At 49.8% G+C, this 23,517-nt stretch carries 20 protein-coding genes; 7 read left to right on the top strand and 13 right to left on the bottom strand.

The features are described 5' to 3' along the window. Window positions 1-7: 7 nt before the first annotated feature. Window positions 8-343, bottom strand: a complete 336-nt coding sequence (eutS, locus tag GN208_RS01760; protein ID WP_004236109.1) for an ethanolamine utilization microcompartment protein EutS — start codon at window positions 341-343, stop codon at window positions 8-10. A 312-nt stretch (window positions 344-655) separates the two neighbouring features. Then, a complete protein-coding gene (locus GN208_RS01755) occupies window positions 656-910 on the bottom strand; it encodes a hypothetical protein (protein WP_004236110.1) in 255 nt (84 codons plus the stop codon). A gap of 388 nt (window positions 911-1,298) precedes the next feature. Between GN208_RS01755 and GN208_RS01750 the strand changes: the two genes are divergently transcribed. The 5 genes from GN208_RS01750 (at window position 1,299) to nirD (ending at window position 7,573) form a co-directional block, all read left to right on the top strand. Continuing rightward, window positions 1,299-2,009, top strand: a complete 711-nt coding sequence (locus GN208_RS01750) for a UTRA domain-containing protein (RefSeq protein ID WP_004236111.1) — start codon at window positions 1,299-1,301, stop codon at window positions 2,007-2,009. A 17-nt stretch (window positions 2,010-2,026) separates the two neighbouring features. Then, window positions 2,027-3,001 carry a TIM barrel protein gene (locus tag GN208_RS01745; protein ID WP_036413845.1) on the top strand — a complete coding sequence of 325 codons (975 nt, stop codon included), beginning with the start codon at window positions 2,027-2,029 and terminating at the stop codon, window positions 2,999-3,001. Window positions 3,002-3,084: 83 nt separating this feature from the next. Then, window positions 3,085-4,359 (top strand): MFS transporter, encoded by a 1,275-nt coding sequence (locus tag GN208_RS01740; protein ID WP_004236115.1) that lies wholly within the window; start codon window positions 3,085-3,087, stop codon window positions 4,357-4,359. Window positions 4,360-4,694: 335 nt separating this feature from the next. Further along, a complete protein-coding gene (gene nirB / locus GN208_RS01735; protein WP_049240497.1) occupies window positions 4,695-7,235 on the top strand; it encodes a nitrite reductase large subunit NirB in 2,541 nt (846 codons plus the stop codon). 2 nt (window positions 7,236-7,237) lie between these two features. Continuing rightward, window positions 7,238-7,573 (top strand): nitrite reductase small subunit NirD, encoded by a 336-nt coding sequence (nirD, locus tag GN208_RS01730; protein WP_004236118.1) that lies wholly within the window; start codon window positions 7,238-7,240, stop codon window positions 7,571-7,573. Between the two features lie 142 nt (window positions 7,574-7,715). Here the strand turns inward: nirD and GN208_RS01725 are convergent, their stop codons facing one another. From GN208_RS01725 to cobA, 11 genes are all read right to left on the bottom strand, one after another. Further along, entirely contained in the window at window positions 7,716-9,011 is a 1,296-nt protein-coding gene (locus GN208_RS01725) for a dicarboxylate/amino acid:cation symporter (protein ID WP_004236120.1), read from the bottom strand. 232 nt (window positions 9,012-9,243) lie between these two features. Continuing rightward, complete coding sequence (locus tag GN208_RS01720; protein ID WP_004236121.1) at window positions 9,244-9,561, bottom strand: DUF4387 domain-containing protein; 318 nt, start codon at window positions 9,559-9,561, stop codon at window positions 9,244-9,246. Then, window positions 9,558-10,931 (bottom strand): acyclic terpene utilization AtuA family protein, encoded by a 1,374-nt coding sequence (locus tag GN208_RS01715; protein WP_004239011.1) that lies wholly within the window; start codon window positions 10,929-10,931, stop codon window positions 9,558-9,560. Before GN208_RS01715 ends, GN208_RS01720 begins: the two co-directional genes overlap by 4 nt. Window positions 10,932-10,940: 9 nt before the next feature. Further along, window positions 10,941-12,182: a methylaspartate ammonia-lyase gene (locus GN208_RS01710; RefSeq protein ID WP_004236123.1), complete on the bottom strand. Its 1,242-nt coding sequence runs from the start codon at window positions 12,180-12,182 to the stop codon at window positions 10,941-10,943. Next, window positions 12,182-13,627, bottom strand: coding sequence for a methylaspartate mutase subunit E (locus GN208_RS01705; RefSeq protein ID WP_004236125.1), 1,446 nt, complete (start codon window positions 13,625-13,627; stop codon window positions 12,182-12,184). The genes GN208_RS01710 and GN208_RS01705 overlap by 1 nt, the downstream gene beginning before the upstream one ends. Window positions 13,628-13,648: 21 nt before the next feature. Then, a complete protein-coding gene (gene glmL, locus GN208_RS01700; RefSeq protein WP_004236127.1) occupies window positions 13,649-15,040 on the bottom strand; it encodes a methylaspartate mutase accessory protein GlmL in 1,392 nt (463 codons plus the stop codon). Beyond that, window positions 15,040-15,480, bottom strand: coding sequence for a methylaspartate mutase subunit S (gene glmS, locus GN208_RS01695; RefSeq protein ID WP_004236129.1), 441 nt, complete (start codon window positions 15,478-15,480; stop codon window positions 15,040-15,042). Before glmS ends, glmL begins: the two co-directional genes overlap by 1 nt. 659 nt (window positions 15,481-16,139) lie before the next feature. Continuing rightward, window positions 16,140-16,841, bottom strand: a complete 702-nt coding sequence (locus tag GN208_RS01690) for a bifunctional precorrin-2 dehydrogenase/sirohydrochlorin ferrochelatase (protein ID WP_225310093.1) — start codon at window positions 16,839-16,841, stop codon at window positions 16,140-16,142. Window positions 16,842-17,608: 767 nt separating this feature from the next. Further along, on the bottom strand, window positions 17,609-18,469 hold the full coding sequence (locus GN208_RS01685; RefSeq protein WP_004236135.1) for a GHMP kinase: 861 nt from the start codon (window positions 18,467-18,469) through the stop codon (window positions 17,609-17,611). After that, window positions 18,462-19,544 carry a threonine-phosphate decarboxylase CobD gene (gene cobD, locus GN208_RS01680; RefSeq protein ID WP_255267026.1) on the bottom strand — a complete coding sequence of 361 codons (1,083 nt, stop codon included), beginning with the start codon at window positions 19,542-19,544 and terminating at the stop codon, window positions 18,462-18,464. The genes GN208_RS01685 and cobD overlap by 8 nt, the downstream gene beginning before the upstream one ends. A 63-nt stretch (window positions 19,545-19,607) precedes the next feature. Next, window positions 19,608-20,393, bottom strand: coding sequence for a uroporphyrinogen-III C-methyltransferase (gene cobA, locus GN208_RS01675; RefSeq protein WP_004236137.1), 786 nt, complete (start codon window positions 20,391-20,393; stop codon window positions 19,608-19,610). Window positions 20,394-21,172: 779 nt separating this feature from the next. Between cobA and GN208_RS01670 the strand changes: the two genes are divergently transcribed. Continuing rightward, a complete protein-coding gene (locus GN208_RS01670) occupies window positions 21,173-22,558 on the top strand; it encodes a cobyrinate a,c-diamide synthase (protein ID WP_004236140.1) in 1,386 nt (461 codons plus the stop codon). Continuing rightward, entirely contained in the window at window positions 22,555-23,514 is a 960-nt protein-coding gene (cbiB, locus tag GN208_RS01665) for an adenosylcobinamide-phosphate synthase CbiB (RefSeq protein ID WP_243828281.1), read from the top strand. The genes GN208_RS01670 and cbiB overlap by 4 nt, the downstream gene beginning before the upstream one ends. The last annotated feature ends 3 nt before the right edge of the window (window positions 23,515-23,517 follow it).

The following is a 23,517-nucleotide window of genomic DNA, read 5'->3' as shown; positions in this document are numbered from 1 at the left end:
CACCCGCTCAGCTGCGGGTGATATCACAAACGGCATAATTGAGGAGCTGGCTTAACCCGCGTACAGTCTGGATCAATGCTTCTTCCACTGCGCCGACAGAGCCGTAAATCACGAGTGCACCGGTGAAACGATCAAGAAAGCCGATATCCACACCAGCGGCCTTTGTGGCAAGATCACCCGCAATCATTGCGGTTTCGCCGGGTGTCAGCGTCATAATGCCGATGGCTTCAGCACCGGGAACCCCGATTTTTTTCGCCAGATCACTGCCCGGATGCGCAATCAGATGCGCCAGCGTGACCTGTTTGCCGGGAACAAATTCCTGGATGATACGTTCCTTTTCCATCGTGCTTACCTCGTCACTCTCCTCATAAGAATTGATTCAATCCTAGTCACACTCTTAAAAAGGGGATAACAAAAATCGGCAATCACGATTAAATGTTGAAACAGATCACTAATTGGCAGAATTGTTAATTTGGTAACAAACAGCGATCACCCGGGGAAAAGGCACGGAAATTGAATCTGTTATTTATGACGGAATTGTTTCAGATGCGGTAATAAGCAAAATACGTAGTACTGAAATGCGTAAAATACAGCAATTGCCTTACCCGCGATATTCCGGTAAGGCAATGAGAGAGAAAGCGGGTTCGCGGTGTGATTATTTCTGTGTGTCACGAATAAAGTTTTTATCCGGCGACTGCTTGAGCAGACTGATAAACAGGTTCTCTTCTTCCGGGATGATATCCTTGATAAGACATCCTATCCCTATTGTGTAACTGTTTGTATTTGATAATATATTATTCATCGATCCCCGGTCATGGGTATAGATAACCCGGTCCGGATCCTCAATCACAATCGCCTCTTCCATAAAAAACATTTCACTGAGAAAATCACTGTTATTCTGTGCGTACATCACGGCCGGGTAATTTGCCAGCTCGCGGATATTAATCTTTTTATGCTGTGCCAGCGGATGTGTCCGGCAAATAAAATCAAATAGCTTTTTTTATCAGGACATAGATTTTTCTTATGATACGAACGGGGAAATAAAATAGTTATAAGAACCAGTGAGATAAATATTCATTTTCTGTTATTTTCCCGTCTGATAAAAAATAAAGCAGACAGCCTGCTATTTTTATCAATCCGGAATGAGAAACCGGTCACAACGGGGATTTTCGCCGGATCACCGGCAGAGTGTGAAGTATCCCGCAAATTGACATTTATTTATCACTTCCTCACTTGTACGTACAATAGCACTCACGTAACGTATAAACCAATCTGGTTTAAACCAAAAGGCCAATCCGATGAAAACAACACAAACTGCAGCTGATCTTGCCAGAGAGAAACTCGATGCCATGCTGACCGCCGGCGTTATCGCGCCCGGAGACAAGCTGCCCGCAGAACGTCCGCTGACAGAACAACTCGGTGTCAACCGGATGTCACTGCGCCAGGCACTGCTCAGCCTGGAGAATGACGGAAAAATCTTCCGCAAAAACCGCAGCGGATGGTTCGCTGCCCTGCCGGTTTTCAATTACAACCCGAAATCCCCGGCAAGTTTTAATCAGGCGGCAAAAGCACAGGGACGGGTACCGTCATGGGAATACACAGACAAACTGACGGTCACTGATGCCCCTGCGGAGATTACCGGTAAATTCGGTCTTGCGGCCGGTGATGCGGTGTATCTCATTACCGGATGGGGGGCACTGGACGGGCATAAAGTGTTCTGGCACCAGACCTATATTAACCCGGCTGCCGGTCCGGACTTTACCGCAAAACTGGATAACCACTCTTTCGCGGCAATCTGGGAAGAAAAATACAATATCACCACCACGACTGCCGGACTGGCATTCAAACCGGCCCGGATGCCGGAAACCGCCAGTAAGGCTATCGGCTGTACCGCGAATTCCCCCGGTATCCGGGTGGAAAAATACCGCTGTGATGCGGAACATAATATCGTTCAAATCGACATTGAGTACTGGCGGTTTGAATCTGTTTATTTTTTTGTTGAGCTTTAGACACAGGAATCTGAATCATGAATACTGATGATGCCCGCCGGATTATTGAACGTGCAGATAAATTACCGTTATATCTGCATGCCTACGCCTATCATCTGAATATGCGTTTTGAAAAAATATTGCCGGGTGACTTACTGGATATCGCAAACGAACATCATTTGCCGGGCGTCAAAATACATGTACTGGATGGTGAAACACAATCTCTTTCAACCATGACAGACGAACAGCTTGAGGCTTTTGCAGAGAAAGCAAAACGTTATCATCTGGATATTAATATTGAAACCAGCGCCTCCGATAATAAAACCCTGGATGATGCGGTCAGAATCGCACTGAAAACCGGGGCAAGTTCTGTCCGTTTTTATCCGCGCTATGAAGGTGCACTGTCTGATGTGCTGCGCCGTATTTCCGCAGACATCGGTTATTTAAAAACACACTATCAGCACTCCGGTCTGACATTTGTTCTGGAACAGCATGAAGATTTAAAAAGCCACGAGCTGGTTAAGCTGATAAAAGAAGCTGATTTCCCGGAACTGACGCTGTTATTTGACTTCGGCAATATGATCAATGCCTGTGAATTACCGATGGAAGCGCTGGCAGTCATGCAGGATCATATTACTCAGGTGCATATCAAGGATGCGGTGATTCTGGAAGAAGGTGATGGTTTCGGCCATACCGCCTGCCGTTCCGGGGAAGGTAATCTGCCGTTTAAAGAGATGCTGCGGGCATTAATATGTCTGGGTGAAGAGAAACCGCAGGTTATTTCCTACGGGCTGGAAGAAGAAGTGGATTATTACGCACCGGCCTTCCGTTTTAAAAATGAAGGGAATGATCCGTGGATCCCGTGGCGTCAGCTGAGTGAAACACCGTTACCTGAAAATGAAATTGAAGAACGTCTCGCCCGTGAAAAAGAAGATGCCGTCAATCAGCTGATTTATGTCCGTAACGTCATTGATGAAATAAAGACAGAGGCACTCGCCGTTATTCATAAATAAAAAAATATCAGCACTACACACCATTAATTTAAAAACAACACTCAATACTGACTGAAAATTATTTTTCAGTCGGGAGGCACACTATGCTTGATAAAAAAAGATGGGCTATATTCAGCCTGTTAATTCTGTGTGGCGGTACTATCTATAAATTACCGTCACTGAAAGACGCCTTTTATGTTCCGATGCAGGAATATTTCCATCTGACAAATGGTCAGATTGGTAATGCCATGTCAGTAAACTCAATTGTGACGACCATTGGTTTCTTTTTATCTATTTATTTTTCTGACAAATTACCGCGCCGTCTGACAATTTCATTCTCATTAATTGCAACCGGCCTGCTGGGTGTGTATTTATCCACAATGCCGGGCTACTGGGGCATTTTATTTGTCTGGGCATTATTTGGTGTCACCTGCGATATGCTTAACTGGCCGGTATTATTAAAATCTGTCAGCCTGCTGGGCAACAGCTCACAGCAGGGCCGGATATTCGGCTTCTTTGAAACCGGCCGCGGTGTGGTCGATACCGTGGTGGCCTTCTCCGCTCTTGCGGTCTTTGCCTGGTTCGGCAGTGGTTATCTCGGTTTTAAAATGGGGATCTTATTTTATTCCGGCGTGGCTATTCTGGTCGGTGGTATTATCTTCCTGTTCCTGAAAGATGATAAACACACCGTCACCGAACCGGTGAATGAATCCGGTGAAAATAAAGAGAAAAAGCCCGGCGTCAGCGCGGTATTAAAAGACGGTACCGTCTGGCTGATTGCTCTGAGTATTTTCTTTGTCTACGCCGTTTATTGCGGACTGACCTTCTTTATTCCGTTCCTGAGTAATATCTATGCACTGCCTGTCGCACTGGCCGGTATTTACGGTATTCTGAATCAGTATTGCCTGAAAATGGTCGGCGGCCCTATCGGCGGATTAATCGCGGATAAGATTTTAAAATCACCGACCAAATACCTGTTTTATACCTTTATTATCAGTGTGATTGTCCTGGTCACCTTTATTTTCCTGCCGCACGAAAGTATGCCGGTGTATTTGGGTATGGTCTGCACACTGGGCTTCGGTACTATTGTTTTCACTCAGCGCGCGATTTTCTTTGCGCCGATTGGTGAAGCCAATATCAAAGAGTCCAGTACCGGGGCTGCAATGGCACTGGGCAGCTTTATCGGTTATGCCCCGGCCATGTTCTGCTTCAGCCTCTACGGCCATATTCTCGACAGCTATCCGGGCATGACCGGTTACAAAATCGTGTTCGGCCTGATGGCATTGTTTGCCTGCTGCGGCGCTTTCGCTTCCGGTATTCTGATTATCAGTATTAAAAACCGCAAAGCTCGCGCTGATATGATGGCATCTTCCCGCTAATCATACCGTACGGATAACATCCCCCTGATATACGGTGGTGTTATCCGTTTCTGTTTTCCGGATGGTTATTTCAGATATCTCCCTTTAGTTAAATATATTTCTTTTAATCCGGAAATTGTGTCATATGTCGTGAAATATATATTTGTCATTAAATGAGTAAAAATAACCGGTTGAAAAACCAATACATCACTACCCCTTAAGGAGTATTGACAAAAATTATTTAAAGCAATGAATTACATAAGCTGAATTGATTAAGCTGCATTTGATATACATCAATGAGAAAAACCGGGATCGCCGTATTTTTAGCCTTAATCCACACAAAATCTGAGGCTGAAATGAGCAACGTCAAGTTAGCAATCATCGGTAACGGTATGGTCGGCCACCGCTTTGCCGAAGAGCTTACCGATAAAGCGGACGCCGGACAGTTCGATATCACCGTATTCTGCGAAGAGCCGCGTGTCGCTTATGACCGCGTGCATCTCTCCTCCTATTTTTCTCATCATACGGCGGAAGAATTATCCCTGGTTAAACCCGGTTTCTATGAAAAACACAATATTTCGGTATTAATCAATGAGCGGGTGATTACCGTTAACCGTCAGGAAAAGGTGCTGCATACCAATACCGGCCGCACTGTGCATTATGACAAACTGGTGATTGCGACCGGCTCTTATCCGTGGATCCCGCCGATCAAAGGCAGTGATACCCGCGACTGTTTTGTTTACCGGACGATTGAAGATCTCAATGCCATTGAAGCCTGCGCCCGCCGCAGCCGCAAAGGTGTGGTGATCGGCGGTGGTCTGCTGGGGCTGGAAGCCGCCGGGGCCCTGAAAAACCTGGGTATTGAAACCCATGTTATTGAATTTTCGCCAGTCCTGATGGCGGAACAGCTCGATGCGCTCGGCGGTGAACAGCTGAAGCAGAAAATTGAACGGATGGGTGTAACGGTACATACCGGCAAAAACACCACGGAAATTACCGCATCCGGCAGCGGAGAGAGCCGCAAAGTGCTGCATTTTGCCGATGGTTCATCGCTGGAGACCGATTTTGTCGTCTTTTCCACCGGGATCCGCCCGCGTGACCGGCTTGCCCGTCAGTGCGGACTGGCCGTGGCGGAGCGCGGCGGTCTGGTGATTAATGACCAGTGTCAGACATCTGACCCGGATGTGTATGCTATCGGGGAATGCGCGTCATGGCACGGCAGAACTTACGGACTGGTGGCACCGGGCTACAAAATGGCACAGGTGGCGGCTGATCATCTGCTGGGGAAGGAGAATCAGTTTACCGGTGCGGATATGAGCGCAAAACTGAAACTGCTGGGTGTGGATGTCGGTGGTATCGGCAATACACATGCGACAGACGACGGCTGCCACAGTTATATTTATCTCGATGAAGCCAATGAGGTTTATAAGCGGCTGATTGTCAGCGACGATAATAAATATCTGCTGGGTGCGGTGCTGGTCGGGGATACCGAAGATTACGGTAATCTGCTGCAACTGGCACTGAACCGTATCGAACTGCCGGAAAATCCGGATGTTCTGATCCTCCCGGCACACGCCGGCAGCAAACCGGCGATCGGCGTGGAATCCCTGCCGGACAGTGCACAAATCTGTTCCTGTTTTGATGTCACCAAAGGAGACATTATTCAGGCCATTCATAACGGTTGCCAGACGGTTGCGGATATCAAAGCGGAAACCAAAGCCGGTACCGGCTGCGGCGGATGTGTTCCGCTGATCACTCAGGTGCTGAATACAGAACTGACTAATCTGGGTATTGAGGTGAATCATCACCTCTGCGAGCATTTTGCCTATTCACGCCAGGAGCTGTATCACCTGATCCGCGTGGAAAAAATCACTACCTTTGATGAGCTGCTGGGCCGCTACGGCGAAGGTTACGGCTGTGAAGTATGTAAACCGACCATCGGCTCCCTGCTCGCGTCCTGTCGGAATGACTATATTCTGCGCGACGATCTGGTGCCGTTACAGGATACCAACGATAATTTCCTCGCCAATATGCAGAAGGACGGCACCTATTCGGTGATCCCGCGCTCACCGGGCGGCGAAATTACCCCGGAAGGTCTGCTGGCTATCGGTACAGTTGCACAGGAATACAATCTGTATACCAAAATTACCGGCTCACAGCGTATTGCGATGTTCGGGGCGCAAAAGCAGGATTTACCGGCTATCTGGGAAAAACTGATCGCCGCCGGATTTGAAACCGGGCACGCCTATGCCAAAGCACTGCGGATGGCGAAAACCTGTGTCGGCACGGCATGGTGCCGGTTCGGGGTCGGCGACAGCACCGCACTGGGTGTTGAGCTGGAACACCGTTATAAAGGCATCCGCACCCCGCATAAAATGAAATTCGGCATCTCAGGCTGCACCCGCGAGTGTTCCGAAGCACAGGGGAAAGATATCGGGATTATCGCCACCGACAAGGGATGGAACCTGTATGTCTGCGGAAACGGCGGCATGAAACCGCGCCACGGCGATCTGCTGATGGCTGACCTTGATAAAGAGACCCTGATACGCTACATCGACCGCTTTATGATGTTTTACATCCGCACCGCCGACAAACTCAGCCGGACATCCACCTGGCTGGAAAGCCTCGAGGGCGGGATTGATTACCTGCGGGATGTGATAGTCAGCGATAAACTGAGCCTCAATGCACAGCTGGAGCAGGAACTGGCGCAGCTGCGCGAAAAAGTGACCTGCGAGTGGCAGGAAACGGTGAACAACCCGCATGCCCGCAAACGCTTCAGTCACTTTGTTAACAGCCCGCTGCCGGATCCGAATGTGCAAATGGTAAGTGAGCGCTCACAACATCGTCCGGCCCGCCCGGAAGAGCGGATTGCTGTCACTCTGATCGGGGAGGAATAATCATGAGTCAATGGATTACGGTTTGTCAGGTCAGTGATATCACCCCGGGAACCGGTGTGTGTGCGCTGGTAAAGGGTGAACAGGTGGCGCTGTTCCGTCCTTATCCGGACGAGCGCATTTTTGCCCTGAGTAATATCGATCCTTTTGCGCAGGCCAGTGTGCTGTCGCGCGGATTAATTGCAGAGCATGACGGCTCGCTGTGGATTGTCAGTCCGCTGAAAAAACAGCGTTTCCGGCTGACGGACGGGTTGTGTGCGGAAGACGCCGCATATTCCGTCGCCGCCTTTGCCGTTAAGGTGACGGATGGCACTGTGAGTGTTTCCGCCGTGCCGCAGTAACCCCATACAAAAAAAAGCGCAAAATGACTGAGGGCATTTTGCGCTTAATACTTAGTACATAACACATAAAACTGATTTTTTATTGTTGCGCGGTATCTGTATCCCTTGTACCGCGCCTGTCTTGTTTATTCTGAACGACCGGTCAGGCTGACGTTGTGGCCTGTGCTACCGGAGGTTCAATAACTGCCTTTGGTTTTCCGCGGCAGCCTTCACCGTAGTGCTCACCTTCCCAGCGGCCGACGATAGCGGCACCGATGGCGTTACTCATTACGTTAGTGGCAGAGCGGCCCATGTCGAGGAACGGATCCACACCCATCAGCAGAATCAGACCCGCTTCCGGAATGTTGAACTGGTTCAGTGTCGCCGCGATAACCACCAGAGACGCACGCGGTACACCGGCCATCCCTTTCGATGTCAGCATCAGAATCAGCAGCATGGTAACCTGCTCACCCATAGACAGGGTGATGTTACATGCCTGAGCGATAAAGATAACCGCGAATGAACAGTAAGCCATTGAACCGACGAGGTTAAAGGAGTAACCGATTGGCAGTACGAAACTGGCGATCTTGTTGGAAACACCGAACTCTTCCAGTTTTTCCAGCGTACCCGGGAATGCCGCTTCAGAACTTGATGTGGTGAATGCCAGCAGTGCAGGTTCAGTGATACCTTTGGTCAGACGGAAGATACAGCGGCCGACAACCACCGCAGCCAGACCAATCAGAATCACCCACAGCATCGCCAGTGTAAAGTAGAATTCACCCATGAAGATACCGGCGCTGACCAGAACACCCAGACCACGCTCTGCAATCATACCGGAGATAGCGGCAAACACTGTCAGTGGTGCGAACAGCATGACGTAACCGGTTAATTTCAGCATCAGGCTGACGAGGGATTCCAGCACATTCACAATCGGCAGGCCTTTCTCACCGATAGCGGAGAGACTGATACCCATAAAGATTGAGAATACAACGATCTGCAGAATTTCGTTACGCGCCATTGCATCAACGATACTGGTCGGAATCGCATGAGCAATAAAGGTTTTGAAGGAGAAAGGAACAGGTTCCACAATACCCTGAACCGCACCGGCAGTATCCGCAACGAAGTTAATACCTGCGCCCGGCTGGAACAGGTTAACAATAACCAGACCTAACAGGATTGAGATAAAGGATGCGCAGATAAATAAGAATAGTGTTTTGGAGAAAACACGACCTAACGTTTTCGCATCACCCATTTTCGCGATACCAACAACCAGTGTTGATATAATCAATGGGGCGATAATCATTTTAATCAGACGTAAGAAGATATCGGTAATAATGGAGATATCTTTTGCATAGACCTTATTAAATTCAGCAGATGCCATTTCATTAAAGCTGAAGCCGACAATCACACCGACAATAAGACCAATGACTATCCAAGTGGTTAAACTCTTCGATTTCATAATAATTCCATTCTGTGTTGGGTCGCATTTATTCTCAACTTACTTAATATCCTCTGAAATTTTATTTCAGTTATTTTTACCCAGCCTTCCGTGGCTTTAAATATTAAATAATTTTATACATCACACTGAGAAAAATGACGATTTCTGTTTCTGAAATCGATGTGGAGCGCGGGGGAACCCCGTACGCCACACCGAGTTGTCGTACTAATGAGATATTGAATGACTGATATTGTTAAATATCAAATTCCATTTTTAATAAAGGCGCATGTTGCTGGGCACCATAAACATCGGTATCTCCGACAGCACCAGAAACAATATGTCTCGGCATTACAATTTTCACAGCATTCGCCGGGTCAAACCAGACAATATTATCGATAAAGTCAGGTTTCACACAATACAGACCAGCGACTAAGTCTTTATTAAATTGTTTTGAATTTTTTACCGCGGTATAAGTTTCTTTATCCTTGAATAAAATATCCATCACAATTTCATACGGACCGGAGTTTTTAGAACGCACAACTTTGGCTAATTCTAAAATTGACTTTTTCATTTCGCCACTCCTTCAGGTGTTACATTCTCCATACGGAATGTGAATTTAATATCCGGGGTGTATTCCATCAGATGATAGATGGAGAACTCATACACTTTACCGGCACGGATATCCGACGGAGAGAACGGGAAGGCTAAGTTGCCCGCGGTGGCGATACGGCCATCATACCCGTAGTGCAGCATAGTGGAACGTGCCAGGGAACAGATACTGTCTGCCTGCTCCTGGGTAGGAGCAACAACATCCAGTAAAATACCCAGCTCATAACTCTTGGTCACAGTTTCAGGTTCTGCGTCACCCATCACACCGTTTTTACCGTACAGATGGAAATTCATTTTCACGGTATCAGGGTCGATGCTGAGGTTTTTCTCAACACTTTTACGCACTTCCACCAGAATCTTATCCATACCGGCGATCATGATAGGGTCATGCGTACCGGCGATAGTGATGGTGCGGTAACCGACCGGACGTGCAGCTTCCAGTTTAACGGTATACGGTGTTGATACATGGCGTGAACCGGTTACACGAACCTGCCCGTTACCCAGATCTTCAAACTTACACTCTTTCAGATCCAGCACACCGCCCGGTCCCGGTAATACGTACGGGTTGGATTTCTCATACAGGGTGTGAGCCGCTGCTGAGGTGTCCGTAAACTTACGGATCGGGTTGAATGCTTTCAGGGTGAAACCGGTTTCGTCGATAATACCCATTGCACAGTCAGATCCGGAACCCGGGGTGGCTGCGATTGCCGCACACTCCAGAATCTTACCGCAGTGCAGTGCCAGACCTTCGTCAAACCCTTTCATAATCGGCAGAGCCGCGAAGCAGCAAGGGTCATAAGAACGGCCGGCCAGAACAACCTGAGCACCGGCTGCCAGTGCTTCCTGGAACGGCTCGACACCCATCTGAGCAACGATATAGGTACTTTCGTCGATCACTTCATGCGTCAGTTCAGGCACGAACGCCAGCGGCGTAATTTTGCCTGCATCCAGCGCTTCGTGAACGGTTTTCTTCTCAACATCCGCAGGGATCAGGGCCATCTTGAATGACAGACCTTCTTCCTTTGCCAGTTCCAGAATGATTTCACGGCACCATTCCAGATGAGGCTGTGCACCTGAACCACCGGCAGTACCGATGACAACCGGAATATTGTTTTTCACACCGGCTTTCAGCATATAACGCAGGTCGCGTTTTACCCCGGCACGGTCGGTAAAGGCTTTACCGGAACCGAGGTAGTGAGGACCCGGGTCAGAAGACCCGGCGTCGACGGCGATAAGATCCGGCGATTCTTCCATCGCCTTCATAAAACTCTCTTCCGGAAATCCGTACCCCAGGATGGCAGTAGGGGACAGGATTTTAAATGTCCTGGACATAATGCTTCCTTATGCTTTTGCTTTCAGTACAGCCAGTGTGCGGTTCATTTCGTTATGAACAATGTTCATACCTTCATCGAAGCCCATACCCGGCTTGATCAGCATACGCATCGGACGTGTCGCAATCGCGATATGCACACAGGTACGCGCACTGACGTCGGTTTCGTTACAGGTACCGCCCTGGTATGCTTCCATACCGTGTTTCTGGCAGTACAGCACCGCGTCAGCGATGTTGTGAACAGAACCCAGGTCAGGGGTTTTGATCTGAACCATGTCACAGCAGCCGGCATCCGTGAAGTCGATGATGTCCTGACAGGTGTTACACCATTCGTCAGCAACGATTTTGACTTTGGAACCCAGTTTTTTCAGGTGATCCATAATGCCTTTCATCAGGCGGATCTGGTCTGGTTTGTTACCTGCGTCAACCGGACCTTCGATGTACAGTTCCAGATCACCGGCCTGCTCCTGCAGACTTGCGATGTACTCTGCGCAACGAATCGGATCTTTGTCGAAAATTAAACCGATGGTGCCGTAAACGTCGATGTGCAGAGACGGTTTGTAAGTGTCTTCTGTACGTAATTCAACGATACGTTTGGCCAGCCACTCAACATAAGCGCGCAGTTTTTCACCCTGACGGCCCAGTTTTTCATCCACGTTGTTGATGAGGCCGTGCGGCAGAACGTCAACGTGTTTGAGGATCATTTTGTCCACAGCGTTGTAGCGGTCATCACCACTCTGACCGAACAGAGGGATTGGCTCAGCCACAACCGGCAGATGCCACTCGTCGCACACAACTTCAGCTTTCAGACGGTTGCTTGCCAGTGCTGTAGCGTCCAGCAGAGCCTGGGACAGACCATAACGGATAGCGGTATGCAGTTGTTTGCCTTCCACTTTCAGTTCATCGAAGAACTTAGCGTTGTTGCGGAACTCACTGACATCACGGCCTTCCAGCAGCGGTTTGATGTGTTTTTCCAGGAACGGAATGAAGTTTTCCGCCAGGAATAACGGGTCACGACCACCCGCACCGGAGTATTGAACCGCGGCACAGTCACCCATTGCCACAGAACCGTTTTCCAGGATTAACTGGACTGACACACACTCACCTGCCTGACGCACTGCGGTAAAGCCCGGAGTGACCGGCTTACCGGTGTAGACGAAACCGTCGTGACCTGCGCCGTCTTTGATAGCCTGCTGGTCGTCAAAATAAAAGGATGAGTTACCCGCCGTGAACAATGCCTGTTTAATTTTCATTATGGTCTTCCTACTAATTTACTGTGAGATACTGCGTTAATATCATCAATAATCATCTGGAATGAAGCTTCACGACCCTCTTCGCGGGCACGCTCAGCAACGAAATCATGGTGCATGGACAGAACGTCATCCGGCAGCGGAACCGCGCCTGCGTCGAACACACGGATTGCACCGTTGTTGTCGCGGATAGGCATCATCTTGCCGGAGTTACACATCGCAGGAGCGAACGGAATATCCAGAACACCGGCTTCGAATGCGCGGACAGTACCGACTGCAATGTCGCCGTTACCCAGTTCAAGGACTTTCTTCATCACTGCGCGGACTTCGCGTTTAATCAGTTCCACTTCCAGATCCACGTCTTTGCACGGCGGGAATTTCTGGTCGCGGACCATGTTCAGCATCTGGTTGGAGGCACGCAGACCCTGGCAGTTCGCTTCCGCAGTCGGGATACCGAATGCTTCATGCGGAGACTTGGTGATTACTTTGGTTGCACCGGACATACCGGCAACCGCCGCACCCCAGGAGATAACTGCCGCCGCACGGGATTCATCTTCAGGGAAACCGCCCATCCACTGGTGGAATACGGTACTCAGCTCATAATCTTCGTAGCCGTAAGCGCGGAAATATTCATGAGACAGTTCACGCAGGGAGCGGATTGCCGCGATATCCTGCACTAAGTTACCGACCTGGCCGTAACCGACGGTGATGGATTTAACGCCCTGCTCCAGCGCCACCAGACCTTCGATGATTGCCACAGTGTGGGAAATGAATGGCGGGATCAGCGTACCGGTTAACGGACCGAATGGTTCGCGGTTGATACGGATACCGTTTTCTTCATATAAACCGATTACGCGGTCGCAGTACTGCCAGTCACGGATGGATTTTTCCAGGGTGACGCGTTTTGCGTAAGGGATGTTATAGGAGATACCGCCGCCTTCGTAACTGGTGAAACCACTCGCCATGGAGATTTCACACAGCAGACGTGCATCCGGGGTTCCGTGACGGATCTGCAGTGGTTTATCCAGGGATTCAGTGATGTGACGGCAGGCTGCAACACCGTGGTTAACCACCGGCAGGCCGTTCAGTTTAGAGGTACCGGCTTCAACAGATTTCTGGATACCGACTGCCGCTTCTTCATAACGGTTCAGACGGGTATACGCATCGATAGTGGTCGGCAGCAGGTCACACTCTTTCTGCAGTTTTTTCAGCAGCTCGATGTGCTCTTCGATTAAGGCAACACCTGCACGCGGCTGGCTTAATGTGATGCCGTCGCGGTCAGCTTCGAATAATTTTTTGGCAAAGTTTTTATCTTCAGAGATAGTCGCCTGATATTTGACACCATCTTCAAAGTTTTCCACGTCTTTCCCTGTCACCCAGGTCTTTAATACGTCTTTGCGCTCGGCCATGAAGTCGTCGATTGCAATTTTTTTATTCTTCAGTTCCATTTAATGGCTCCAATAATCTTGCTATCTGGTCAAAATCTGCACGCCGGTCTGAGCTGCTGCTTTCGGATACCGGCAGGCGACGTTGGCTAACAGAGGAAATAACCCTTGTGAATCCCGGTAGTACTCAAATTCGTCCGGCAGCAGAATCTGACGGCCTTTGTTATCGAATTTGCGGTACCGCATATACTGTTTAATGTCAAAATCAGCTGTCCGCGACAACCAGCCGCCGGTACCGATGATTTTGCTGACCCGTGATAAATCACGGCCAATCTGTAAATCCACCGTACCTGCACAGGTGGTCACCTGCTGTTTTGTGCCCGCATGGCGTTCAGTTCCCAGTGCGACACAAATACCGGCTAACAGATGGTCATAAACACGTTCTTCGTCCGTCTGAGGCAGATAATCAGGGTGCTCATTGACATAACGGGTGTAGCGGTAAAAGGCATCCAGCTGCTCCGGATGATTCACAAACTGCGCTTCGGCTAATTCGCGGCCTGCCTCACCGGCGATCACCGCCGATACACGCATGCCAAGGTCACCTTCCACAGTCCGTTTCACTTTCGGCTCCGGAATCCCGTGTAAAATGGTATCCGGCAGTAAGCTGTTGTTGCAGGACGAATAAATATCCGTCGTTGCGCCACCCATATCCATCAGCACAAACTCTTCCCAGCCGGGAACGTTGTCACGGATTTGCTGTACTAACTCAAAGACAGAGAATGGTGTCGGACGCGGCTCTTCGCCGGTCTGTTCAACAATGACGTCCAGTCCCTTGCCCTTCACAATCTTTTTCAGAAAAATGTCACAGATAGCTTTACGCGCATCAAACGGGTTCGGACTATCCAGACTCGGTAAAATGTTGTTAACGACAGTCAGTTCTTTATGGCCGAGGATCTCAGCAATATCGTCCTGAATATCACGGTTACCCGCATAAATGATGGAGCAGTTCAGATCGGATTCCGCCAGCATTTTTGCGTTTTGTAATCCGTATCCGACATCGCCGCCATCCGTCCCGCCGGTGAACAGGAAAATATCCGGGGGTGTCTGTTCGAGTTTGCGGATATCAGTCCGGTTGAGCTTGTACGCAAAGTGCTGAGACACTTTTGCGCCCGCTGAGTGAGCAGTGACTTTTGCTGACTCAAGTGTAATTGTCGGAACCAGACCCAGTGCCGCTACCGCTAACCCGCCTTTGGCGGAAGAGGAATAGTTAATGTTAACTTTCCCGGCTTCCAGTAAAGGACGCGCATCGGACACATTGAGGATTTTATTCAGTACAGTGAAAAATCCGTCTGCCAGATGGTCAATCGTCGTGGGGGTCAGGGCATAATTCTTTAATTCAATATGATCATCACTTCCCACGTCGAACACGGCACCTTTTGTCCAGGTTGAACCGATATCTATCGAGACGTTGATCATTACGCGGTCATTCCTTCTTTGCGGGCCGGGCTTTTTTCAATGTCTTTTTTCATGACATCGCAGACGTATTCCAGGTCTGTGCTCGGGAAGAACACGCGGTTAAAGCCCATGTCGCTGAATTTTTTCTCGATTTCAGCCGGTTCCTGTTTACCGATAACCAGGTTACCGCCGACATACAGCAGAATTTCGCCCAGACCACGTTCGATGCAGCGCTCACGCATACCTAAACAGTCCACTTCGCCGTGACCGTAAATAGAGGAAACAACGATTGCCTGCGCGCCGGTTTCAATAGCGGCGTCGATATATTCGTCCTGGCTGACCATGACACCCAGGTTAATCACATTAAAATTGTGCTGGGAAAACACGCGATCTAAAACTTTGTTACCGACGGCATGGCAATCGGCACCAATTACACCAATAACAATGGTAGGCTTCTGCATGATATACCTCTAAATAAACTGAATGTTCGGAATTAAAGTTAAAACAAAATCTGTTAAATCCGTTTGGTATTAATTAAGAAAGTATCTAAGTACAAATCAGGTGTTCATCCCTATTTAATTCCTTAACTTTCCACTGATGATAATGTGCAATTCAGGGGATTTAAAAACAATTGATATAAAGTAAGGATATCTTGCAAAAACGGAATGGTTTTCGGTGGGGTATAAAACACGATGCAGATCACACTTAAATTCCATTTAAAATCATATAGATACCATCAAAAACAACAAACAAAAACTTTAATTAACAATTATTTAAACCTAATGACAAATAAATCAATCCTGATTTTGTGATCATTGTTATATTATTAAATTCACCATAAATAGCAATTAATTTTTAATGTTTAAACTATATTTTATAGTATATTCAACATGAATATATTTTGATAAAAAATGACGAAATAGTGTGACGAACATCTTATTAAAGTATGCAACGGAATGCCACAGAGAAATAAAAAAATAAATGATACAAAAAAGTAAATGACTTATTATTAATATGATAATGATGCTGTCTTGTTTTTGTTATTCCAATGACTGAAATAAGCCATTCAGCTCACATAATTACCCCGGAACCGCTATTACGGTGCCGGGGTTTTATTTTTTCAGCGGATTCCGTGCTCTTCGGTAAACTGAGCCAGCAGGTAATTAAGGTAGTCAGTCAGCAGTTCCTCATCTTCCAGCGGCAGGAGTTGTTCCAGGGCGGTGTCGGTAAAGAACTTCTGCCAGAACAGCCGTTTGGCATCGCGGGAAGCATTGGTGGCTTTAACCTGCTCGCGCAGCCGTGCGGCGGCACGCAGCTTCACCGGGGCATCCGCCGGAATCGCCTGCATAACACGGTGTTTCAGAAACTGTGTATAGACCGGGTTTCCGCCGCAGGTCAGCGCAATCTGAACCGGCGGGACATCAATGGTGGCCGGGGAGATAAATGAGGCGCTTTCCGGCGCGTCAGTCACGTTACAGAAGCAGTGACGGGCATTGGCCTGTTCCAGCACCTGCTGATTTACCTCCGGTGAGTCTGTCGCGGCAAAGGCCAGCCAACAGCCCTGCGGCCACAGTGCAGCATCAAAGTCCGCTTCTGTCAGCGTAAGATGCGGATTTCCCGCCAGAGCGGTGAGATCTCCGTGGAACCAGCGGGCAATGACGGTGACATGCGCCCCGGCCTGTAACAGTGTCCGGCATTTATGGGCGGCAACTTCCCCGCCCCCCACGACCAGACAGGTCTTTCCCTGTAAATCACAAAACAGCGGATAACGCAGCATAGTGTCTCCTTTGCGGACAGCGTCAGAATCAGTTGTCTGAATCATATCCTGCCCGTTACCGGGACGCAGCAAAGCGGCGCGTACTTTGTGGGGCAGCGCGTTAAATAGAGGGGGAATGCTCAGCACCTGAGTCTGTTGTTAATAAAGAAGGCGGAATGCTCAGCACCGGGACCGGGCTGATAACCGGCAAAACGAAAAGTCGCTGTAAACACTTCCCTGTGCGCTCAGGCGCGTCATCCATGACGCGCATGCTTTTCGTCTCTCTGCCGGTTATCTGCCTTTTACTTTTGCTGCGGATGGAATGATGCGAACTTTGGTTCGGTGGCCTGTTGTTAACAAAGGGGGGTGAAACGCTCAGCACCGGGGCCGAGCTGATAACCGGCAAAACGAAAAGCCGCTGTAAACACCTCCCTGTGCGCTCAGGCGCGTCATCCATGACGCGCATGCTTTTCGTCTCTCTGCCGGTTATCTGCCTTTTACTTTGGCATGATGAAAACCGTGGATATTCAATATCATCCCACAGAAGTCAGGACGTTAAATAAAAAGAGACTCAGGAGTCATCCGCTAAATTATTCAATTTGCAGCAAGGCGGCAAACGAAAGAAACCGGGGAGCATACATCAGTATGTGACCCGGTTTATTGAGTGCAGCCAACGCAGCTGCGGATTGAAGAATGACGCGGATAGGAATACTCAAAATCATTCGGTCTGTGGCAAGGCGGCAAAGTGAAGATGACCGGGGAGCATACACCAGTATGTGACCCGGTCAGCTGAATGAAGCCAACACAGCCACAGGCTGAAGGATGATGAGTATTTAGCGGACGCCGCCCGGCGCCATGCTCACCTCATGCACCTGAGGGTAGAATCTGTCCAGCTGATGCCGCTGGATCCAGTCATAAATAAAATCTTTATCGTGCAGGGTGTCATCATAGATAAGCCCGGCCACGCTGCCGCTGTGGGCGACATTCAGACCGTAAATCTTTCCTTTATCTGCAAGGGCATGCAGCTCGCTGAAACCGGGTTTGGGCAGCAGATCCTGGCTGGCGATCGCACTCAGAGTGGCTGCTTCGCCCAGTCGCTGCGGATCCTGTTGTTCACAGGCGGCGGTAAGCAGTTTCCAGGCCTGAGCCAGCAGAGGTTCCCGCGCCAGCAATGCGGCCCGGCGGTCGCGCTTGTGGAAATCTTCCGTCAGTACCACATCCGGACTTTCCAGCAGCAGCAGTTTCAGATCCGGCGCCCAGCCGAGTGATATTTGTGTCTCAGCCGTCTGGTGGTCAAACAGTGTCAGGGAGGAAAAGAGCGTGCTGTCTGTCGGTTCAACCGCCACACAGAGTTCTGCGAGAGTTTCCGGTGATAATTCATGGCCGTAAAAACGTGCGGTCGCCTGGGCGGTGGCGGCAATATCCGCTGTGCTGCTAGCCAGCCCTTTACCGACGGGGATGGTGGATTCATATTCGATCCGCAGCATACCGGTGGCTTCCGGCACGATATCCAGATGTTTCAGTACGCGTTCCAGCATCTGGCGCATGCGGGGCCGTTCCAGCCCCAGCGGAACACCTTCTTCCACCGAGACATAGCTGTACCAGTTGATGGGGCAGGAAACCAGTTTTTCTCCCCCGAGGATCCATCCCTGCAACAATTCTCCGCAGGATGCCGGACAATGTGCCTCAGCCATGTTGAAATACCTGTTTTAATGCGCCGATAAGATGACGGTTCTCCGCCTGACTGCGGACCGCGATCCGGTAATAAGAGCCATCCAGCCCCGGGTAGTTCTGACAGCGGCGGATCAGCAGCTTATATTTCAGCAGAGCGGACTGGAGTTCCACGCCGTTCAGGCAGCGGATAAAGATATAGTTTGCCGATGGCTGCCGGATTTTCAGCAGCGGAAACTGCCGCAGTTCATTGCACAGGTATTCCCGCTGGGCGGCAATAAAATCCTGTGTTTTGCGGATATAGTCTTCATCATCCAGCAGTGCTTCACCCACCAGCGCAGCCAGACCATTGATAGTCCACGGCTCACGCCAGGCTTTCAGATTACTGATAATGTGGCTGTCGCCGCACAGCAGATAACCGAGGCGCAGACCGGGAATGGCGAAGAATTTTGTCAGCGAACGCAGCAGATAAAGGTAGCGGGTTTCCGGCAGGCGCGCTGTCAGCGGTGATCCTTCCGGCAGAAAATCAATAAACGCTTCATCGACAATCAGATGAATATGGCGGGATTCGCACAGGGACACCAGTTTGTGCAGCAGTGCGGTATCCGGCATCAGACCGGTCGGGTTATTCGGTGTGGCGATAAACACACAGTCCGGGCGGCGGGCTTCAATATCCGCCAGCAGGGATTCATCCGGCTGGAAATCATTCTCTTCCGTCAGCGGGTGTTCGATGATATCGCAGCCCTGCTGTTCCAGTGCTCTGCGGTATTCGGCAAATCCGGGGGTTAACAGTAATGCGCTGTGGGGGTTGAGATGGCGCACCAGCGCGTAAATCAGTTCCGTCTCTCCGTTACCGGCAATGACCTGCCCCAGTTCACAACCCGCACCTTTGGCCAGTGCGGCATGCAGATAGCGGTATTCAATATCCGGGTAGCGTTCAATAACTGACAGGTTATCGCGGATGATGGCTTTAACCCTCTCGGGCGGCCCCAGCGGGTTAATATTGGCACTGAAATCGAAAATAGATGCGGGTGAGATGCCGAGGAGCTCAGCCACCTCTACCACATTACCACCGTGTTCGCTCATAGCCTCCTCCAAATGTAAGGGCTGCACACAGAATCACCTGCATACAGCCGGATGCTTATTATTTTAAGGATAATACTATGACGCAGCTTCTAATGGGGCTTCCTGCGTAATATCAATTTGTGTGGCCGCAAATGCCAGAATTTGGTGCAGATTCACCACATTACCAACGACAATCAGTGCCGGCGGATGTAATTTATGACGCGCAGCCTCTTCCGGTAAGGTGGCGAGGGTGGCAGTAACCACCTGCTGGCGCTGCTGGCTGGCATACATGACCACGGCAGCCGGGGTATCCGGTGATTTTCCGCCGTCGATCAGCAACTGACTGATTTCGGCCAGGCGGGTCATCCCCATCAGAATCACCAGTGTGCCGTTAAGGGCAGCGAGTGCATTCCAGTTCTGCGGCTCATTCCCCTGACACATATGGCCGGTGACCACATGGAAGCTTGATGCGTGATCGCGGTGAGTCACCGGGATCCCCGCATACGCCAGCCCGCCGATAGAGGAACTGATGCCCGGGATAACCTCAAAATCGAGGCCGTTTTCGGCCAGAGATTCCGCTTCTTCGCCGCCGCGGCCGAACACATACGGATCCCCGCCTTTCAGGCGCACAACATTTTTGCCTTCTGCGGCATATTTCACCAGGATGGCATTGATTTCTTCCTGCGGCACCGGATGGTGATTCGGTGTTTTACCGACATTGATGATTTTGCAGTCCGCCGGTGCACAGGCGATCAGCTCAGGATTGACAAGACGGTCATGCACCAGCACTTCGGCATGACGTATACAGTGAAGTCCCTTTACGGTAATTAATGATGCATCTCCGGGTCCGGCTCCGACCAGCCATACTTTACCTTTGCTCATTTTATTGCCTTATCAATCAGATTAATCAACATGAAAAAATCACATCATTTTATTCGTTATGCACGACACCTGGTGGTGATAAAAAATACTATTTATTAATGATGTTTTGTAGTTGGACAGCAGTATTAATTACCCGTGAACTTTATTCTTTGATCTATTCACGATAAATGCGTAATAAAGACAATTCTGTTTAATATTTTGTATTATTAAATAATCACAGGAAAAAATATATGACTAATATCCCAATAATACGTTCACGTAACGGAAGAGTTCATGAAAAAAAATCAAGTAGATCATGAACTTTCAAGCAACTGAAATAAATGGGTTTTTACATTCACCTCATAAAAACAGGTTATTATAATCAACAAATCAGCCGCCATTTCTGAAATTATCATTAACAAATAATAAAAACAAGATCATTTAATTAACATATTTGCATATGTTTATAAAAATAAAATAGTTGCATTTTATTCATCTTGATCACAAATCAAGTATTTATGTGAAGAAACTCACAAACTGTAATAAGCAGATATATAAAAGCAGCATTTTATGTTTTATTAAACCCGAATATAAATAGCCGTAAAAAAATCACTATATCAAAAATCGGCAATGTTAATTAAATGATCATTACATTTTCGTGTCGCTGTTCAGCAATATTCCGTGTTGCTTATGATCATGAAAATAAAAAGACAGTTCACCGGGTTAATTTATTTAACCTTTTTTTGCTTTCCTGGTATCAGGACGTTTTTTTGGCAACAACACCGTGTCAAAGGTAGCGTATGAATAAGGCACAAAAACAGGTCTTCGTAATCGCGGGCACCAGCAGCGGCTGCGGAAAAACCACCATCACCCTCGGGATCATGCGGGCACTCAGTGCACGCGGATTGCGTGTCCAGCCCTGCAAAGTCGGCCCTGATTACCTCGACAGCAGCTGGCATACCGCCGTCACCGGCGTACCTTCCCGTAACCTGGATGCCTTTATGCTGCCGGAGTCCGTTCTGACCCCGCAATTCCGTCATTATATGCAGGACAAAGACGCCGGTGTGATTGAGGGTGTGATGGGCCTGTATGACGGCTTCGGTACCGATCCTCACTATTGCAGCACCGCCGCGATGGCAAAACAGCTGAACTGCCCGGTGATTATGCTGGTCGACGGCAAAGCGGTTTCCACCTCAATTGCCGCCACGGTGATGGGATTTCAGCATTTTGATCCGTCACTGAATATCGCCGGGGTACTGATTAACCACGTTAACAGTGACAGCCATTTTCAGCTCCTGAAACACGCCATTGAACATTACTGCCATGTGCCGGTGATCGGCTACGTGCCGGTGATGAACGATATTGAACTTCCTTCCCGTCATCTGGGGCTGATCCCGCCGCAGGAGCAGGCACAGCAGACTGAGCGCTGGCAGCGTCTGGCTGATCAGATAGAAAAAACCGTTGATGTGGATAAGCTGCTTTCCCTGACACGCTGGCAGGCACCGGCAGACGGCACACCGCTGCCGCTGGCCACACCGGGTACCGGACGCGGGCTGACTGTCGCTGTGGCGGATGATGCCGCTTTTAACTTCTATTATCCTGATAATCTCGATTTACTGCGTCAGAGCGGCGCGGAGATTGTCACATTCAGCCCGCTCAATGACAGCGTCCTGCCGGATCCGTGCCATATGATTTACATAGGCGGCGGTTATCCGGAAGTCTATGCTGAAAAACTTTCATCTAACACCGTGATGCGGGACGCACTGCTGGCAGCGCATCAGCGCGGTATTCCTGTTTATGCGGAGTGCGGCGGGCTGATGTATCTCGGTGAAACCCTGACAGACAGCACCGGCAACACCTTCCCGATGACCGGCATCATTGCCGGGCACAGCACCATGGGTAACCGACTGAAGCGCTTTGGTTACTGTGAAGGTACCGCACTGACAGACACCACTCTGGTTCGTGCCGGTGAACGCCTGCGCGGCCACGAGTTTCATTATTCTGATTTTGAGACTGATCTGCCGTCTGCTTTTGAGTTTATCAAAGAGCGCGACGGCGAAATCCTCAAACGCTGGCGCGGCGGTTATCAGGTCGGAAATACCTTTGCCGGATATCTGCATGTGCATTTTGCCCAGCGTCCGGGGTTATTGGATCACTGGTTTGCCCTGGCACGGAGTGTGTTATGACGTTGCTCAGTTGGCTGGCCGCTTTCCTGCTCGACTGGCGCCTCGGTGACCCGGAGCACTGGCCGCACCCGATCCGCTGGATTGGCAACGCCATCCGTAAAACCGAAGGTGTGATCCGCCGCCGCTGTCAGAGCGGTGCGGCACTGCGCCGTGGCGGAGCCGTGTTGTGGATTGTGATCGTCGGCGGCACCTGGGCGGTGAGTTACGGCGTGCTGGCGCTGGCGTTTTATCTGGAAACCAGTCTCGGCTGGCTCGTCACCATCTGGATGACCTACACCGTCCTTGCCACCCGCTGTTTACAGGATGCGGCGATGCGGGTGTATGACGCGCTGAAGGCGGATGATCTGGCGGAGAGCCGTGAAAAATTATCATGGATCGTCGGGCGTGATACCCGGGAGCTGACACCGCCGCAAATCACCCGCGCGGTAACCGAAACCGTCGCGGAAAATACCACCGACGGCGTAATCGCCCCGCTGTTCTTCTTATTACTGGGCGGCGCACCGCTGGCGATGGCCTATAAAGCGGTGAATACCCTGGACTCGATGGTCGGCTATAAAAATGAAAAGTACGGCGATATCGGTATGTTTTCCGCCCGTGCGGATGATGTCGCCAACTATATCCCGGCGCGTCTGAGCTGGCTGCTGTTCACCTTCGCCGCCTTTGTTCTGAAATACCGTTACCGCGAGGCTTTCCGCACCGGATTACGTGATCACGCCAATCACCGCAGCCCGAACAGCGGCTGGTCCGAAGCGACTGTCGCCGGCGCACTCGGTGTACAGCTGGGCGGGCCGAATACCTATTTCGGTCAGCTGGTGGATAAGCCGTGGATCGGCGACAACACCCGCGACATCAATGCAGACGATATTCTCAGCACCATCCGGCTGATGTGGGTTGCCTCCTCCGCCTCACTGGCGCTGTTCGCCGTCATTCATCTTCTGGCACAGTGGATTTTGTAAGGG

The sequence above is a fragment of the Morganella sp. HSTU-ASny43 genome, from assembly GCF_022819185.1.
In the GTDB taxonomy this organism is placed as follows: Bacteria; Pseudomonadota; Gammaproteobacteria; order Enterobacterales; family Enterobacteriaceae; genus Morganella; species Morganella morganii.
Note: the sequence above shows the minus strand (reverse complement) of the source record. Positions and strands in the feature narration are given on the sequence as shown.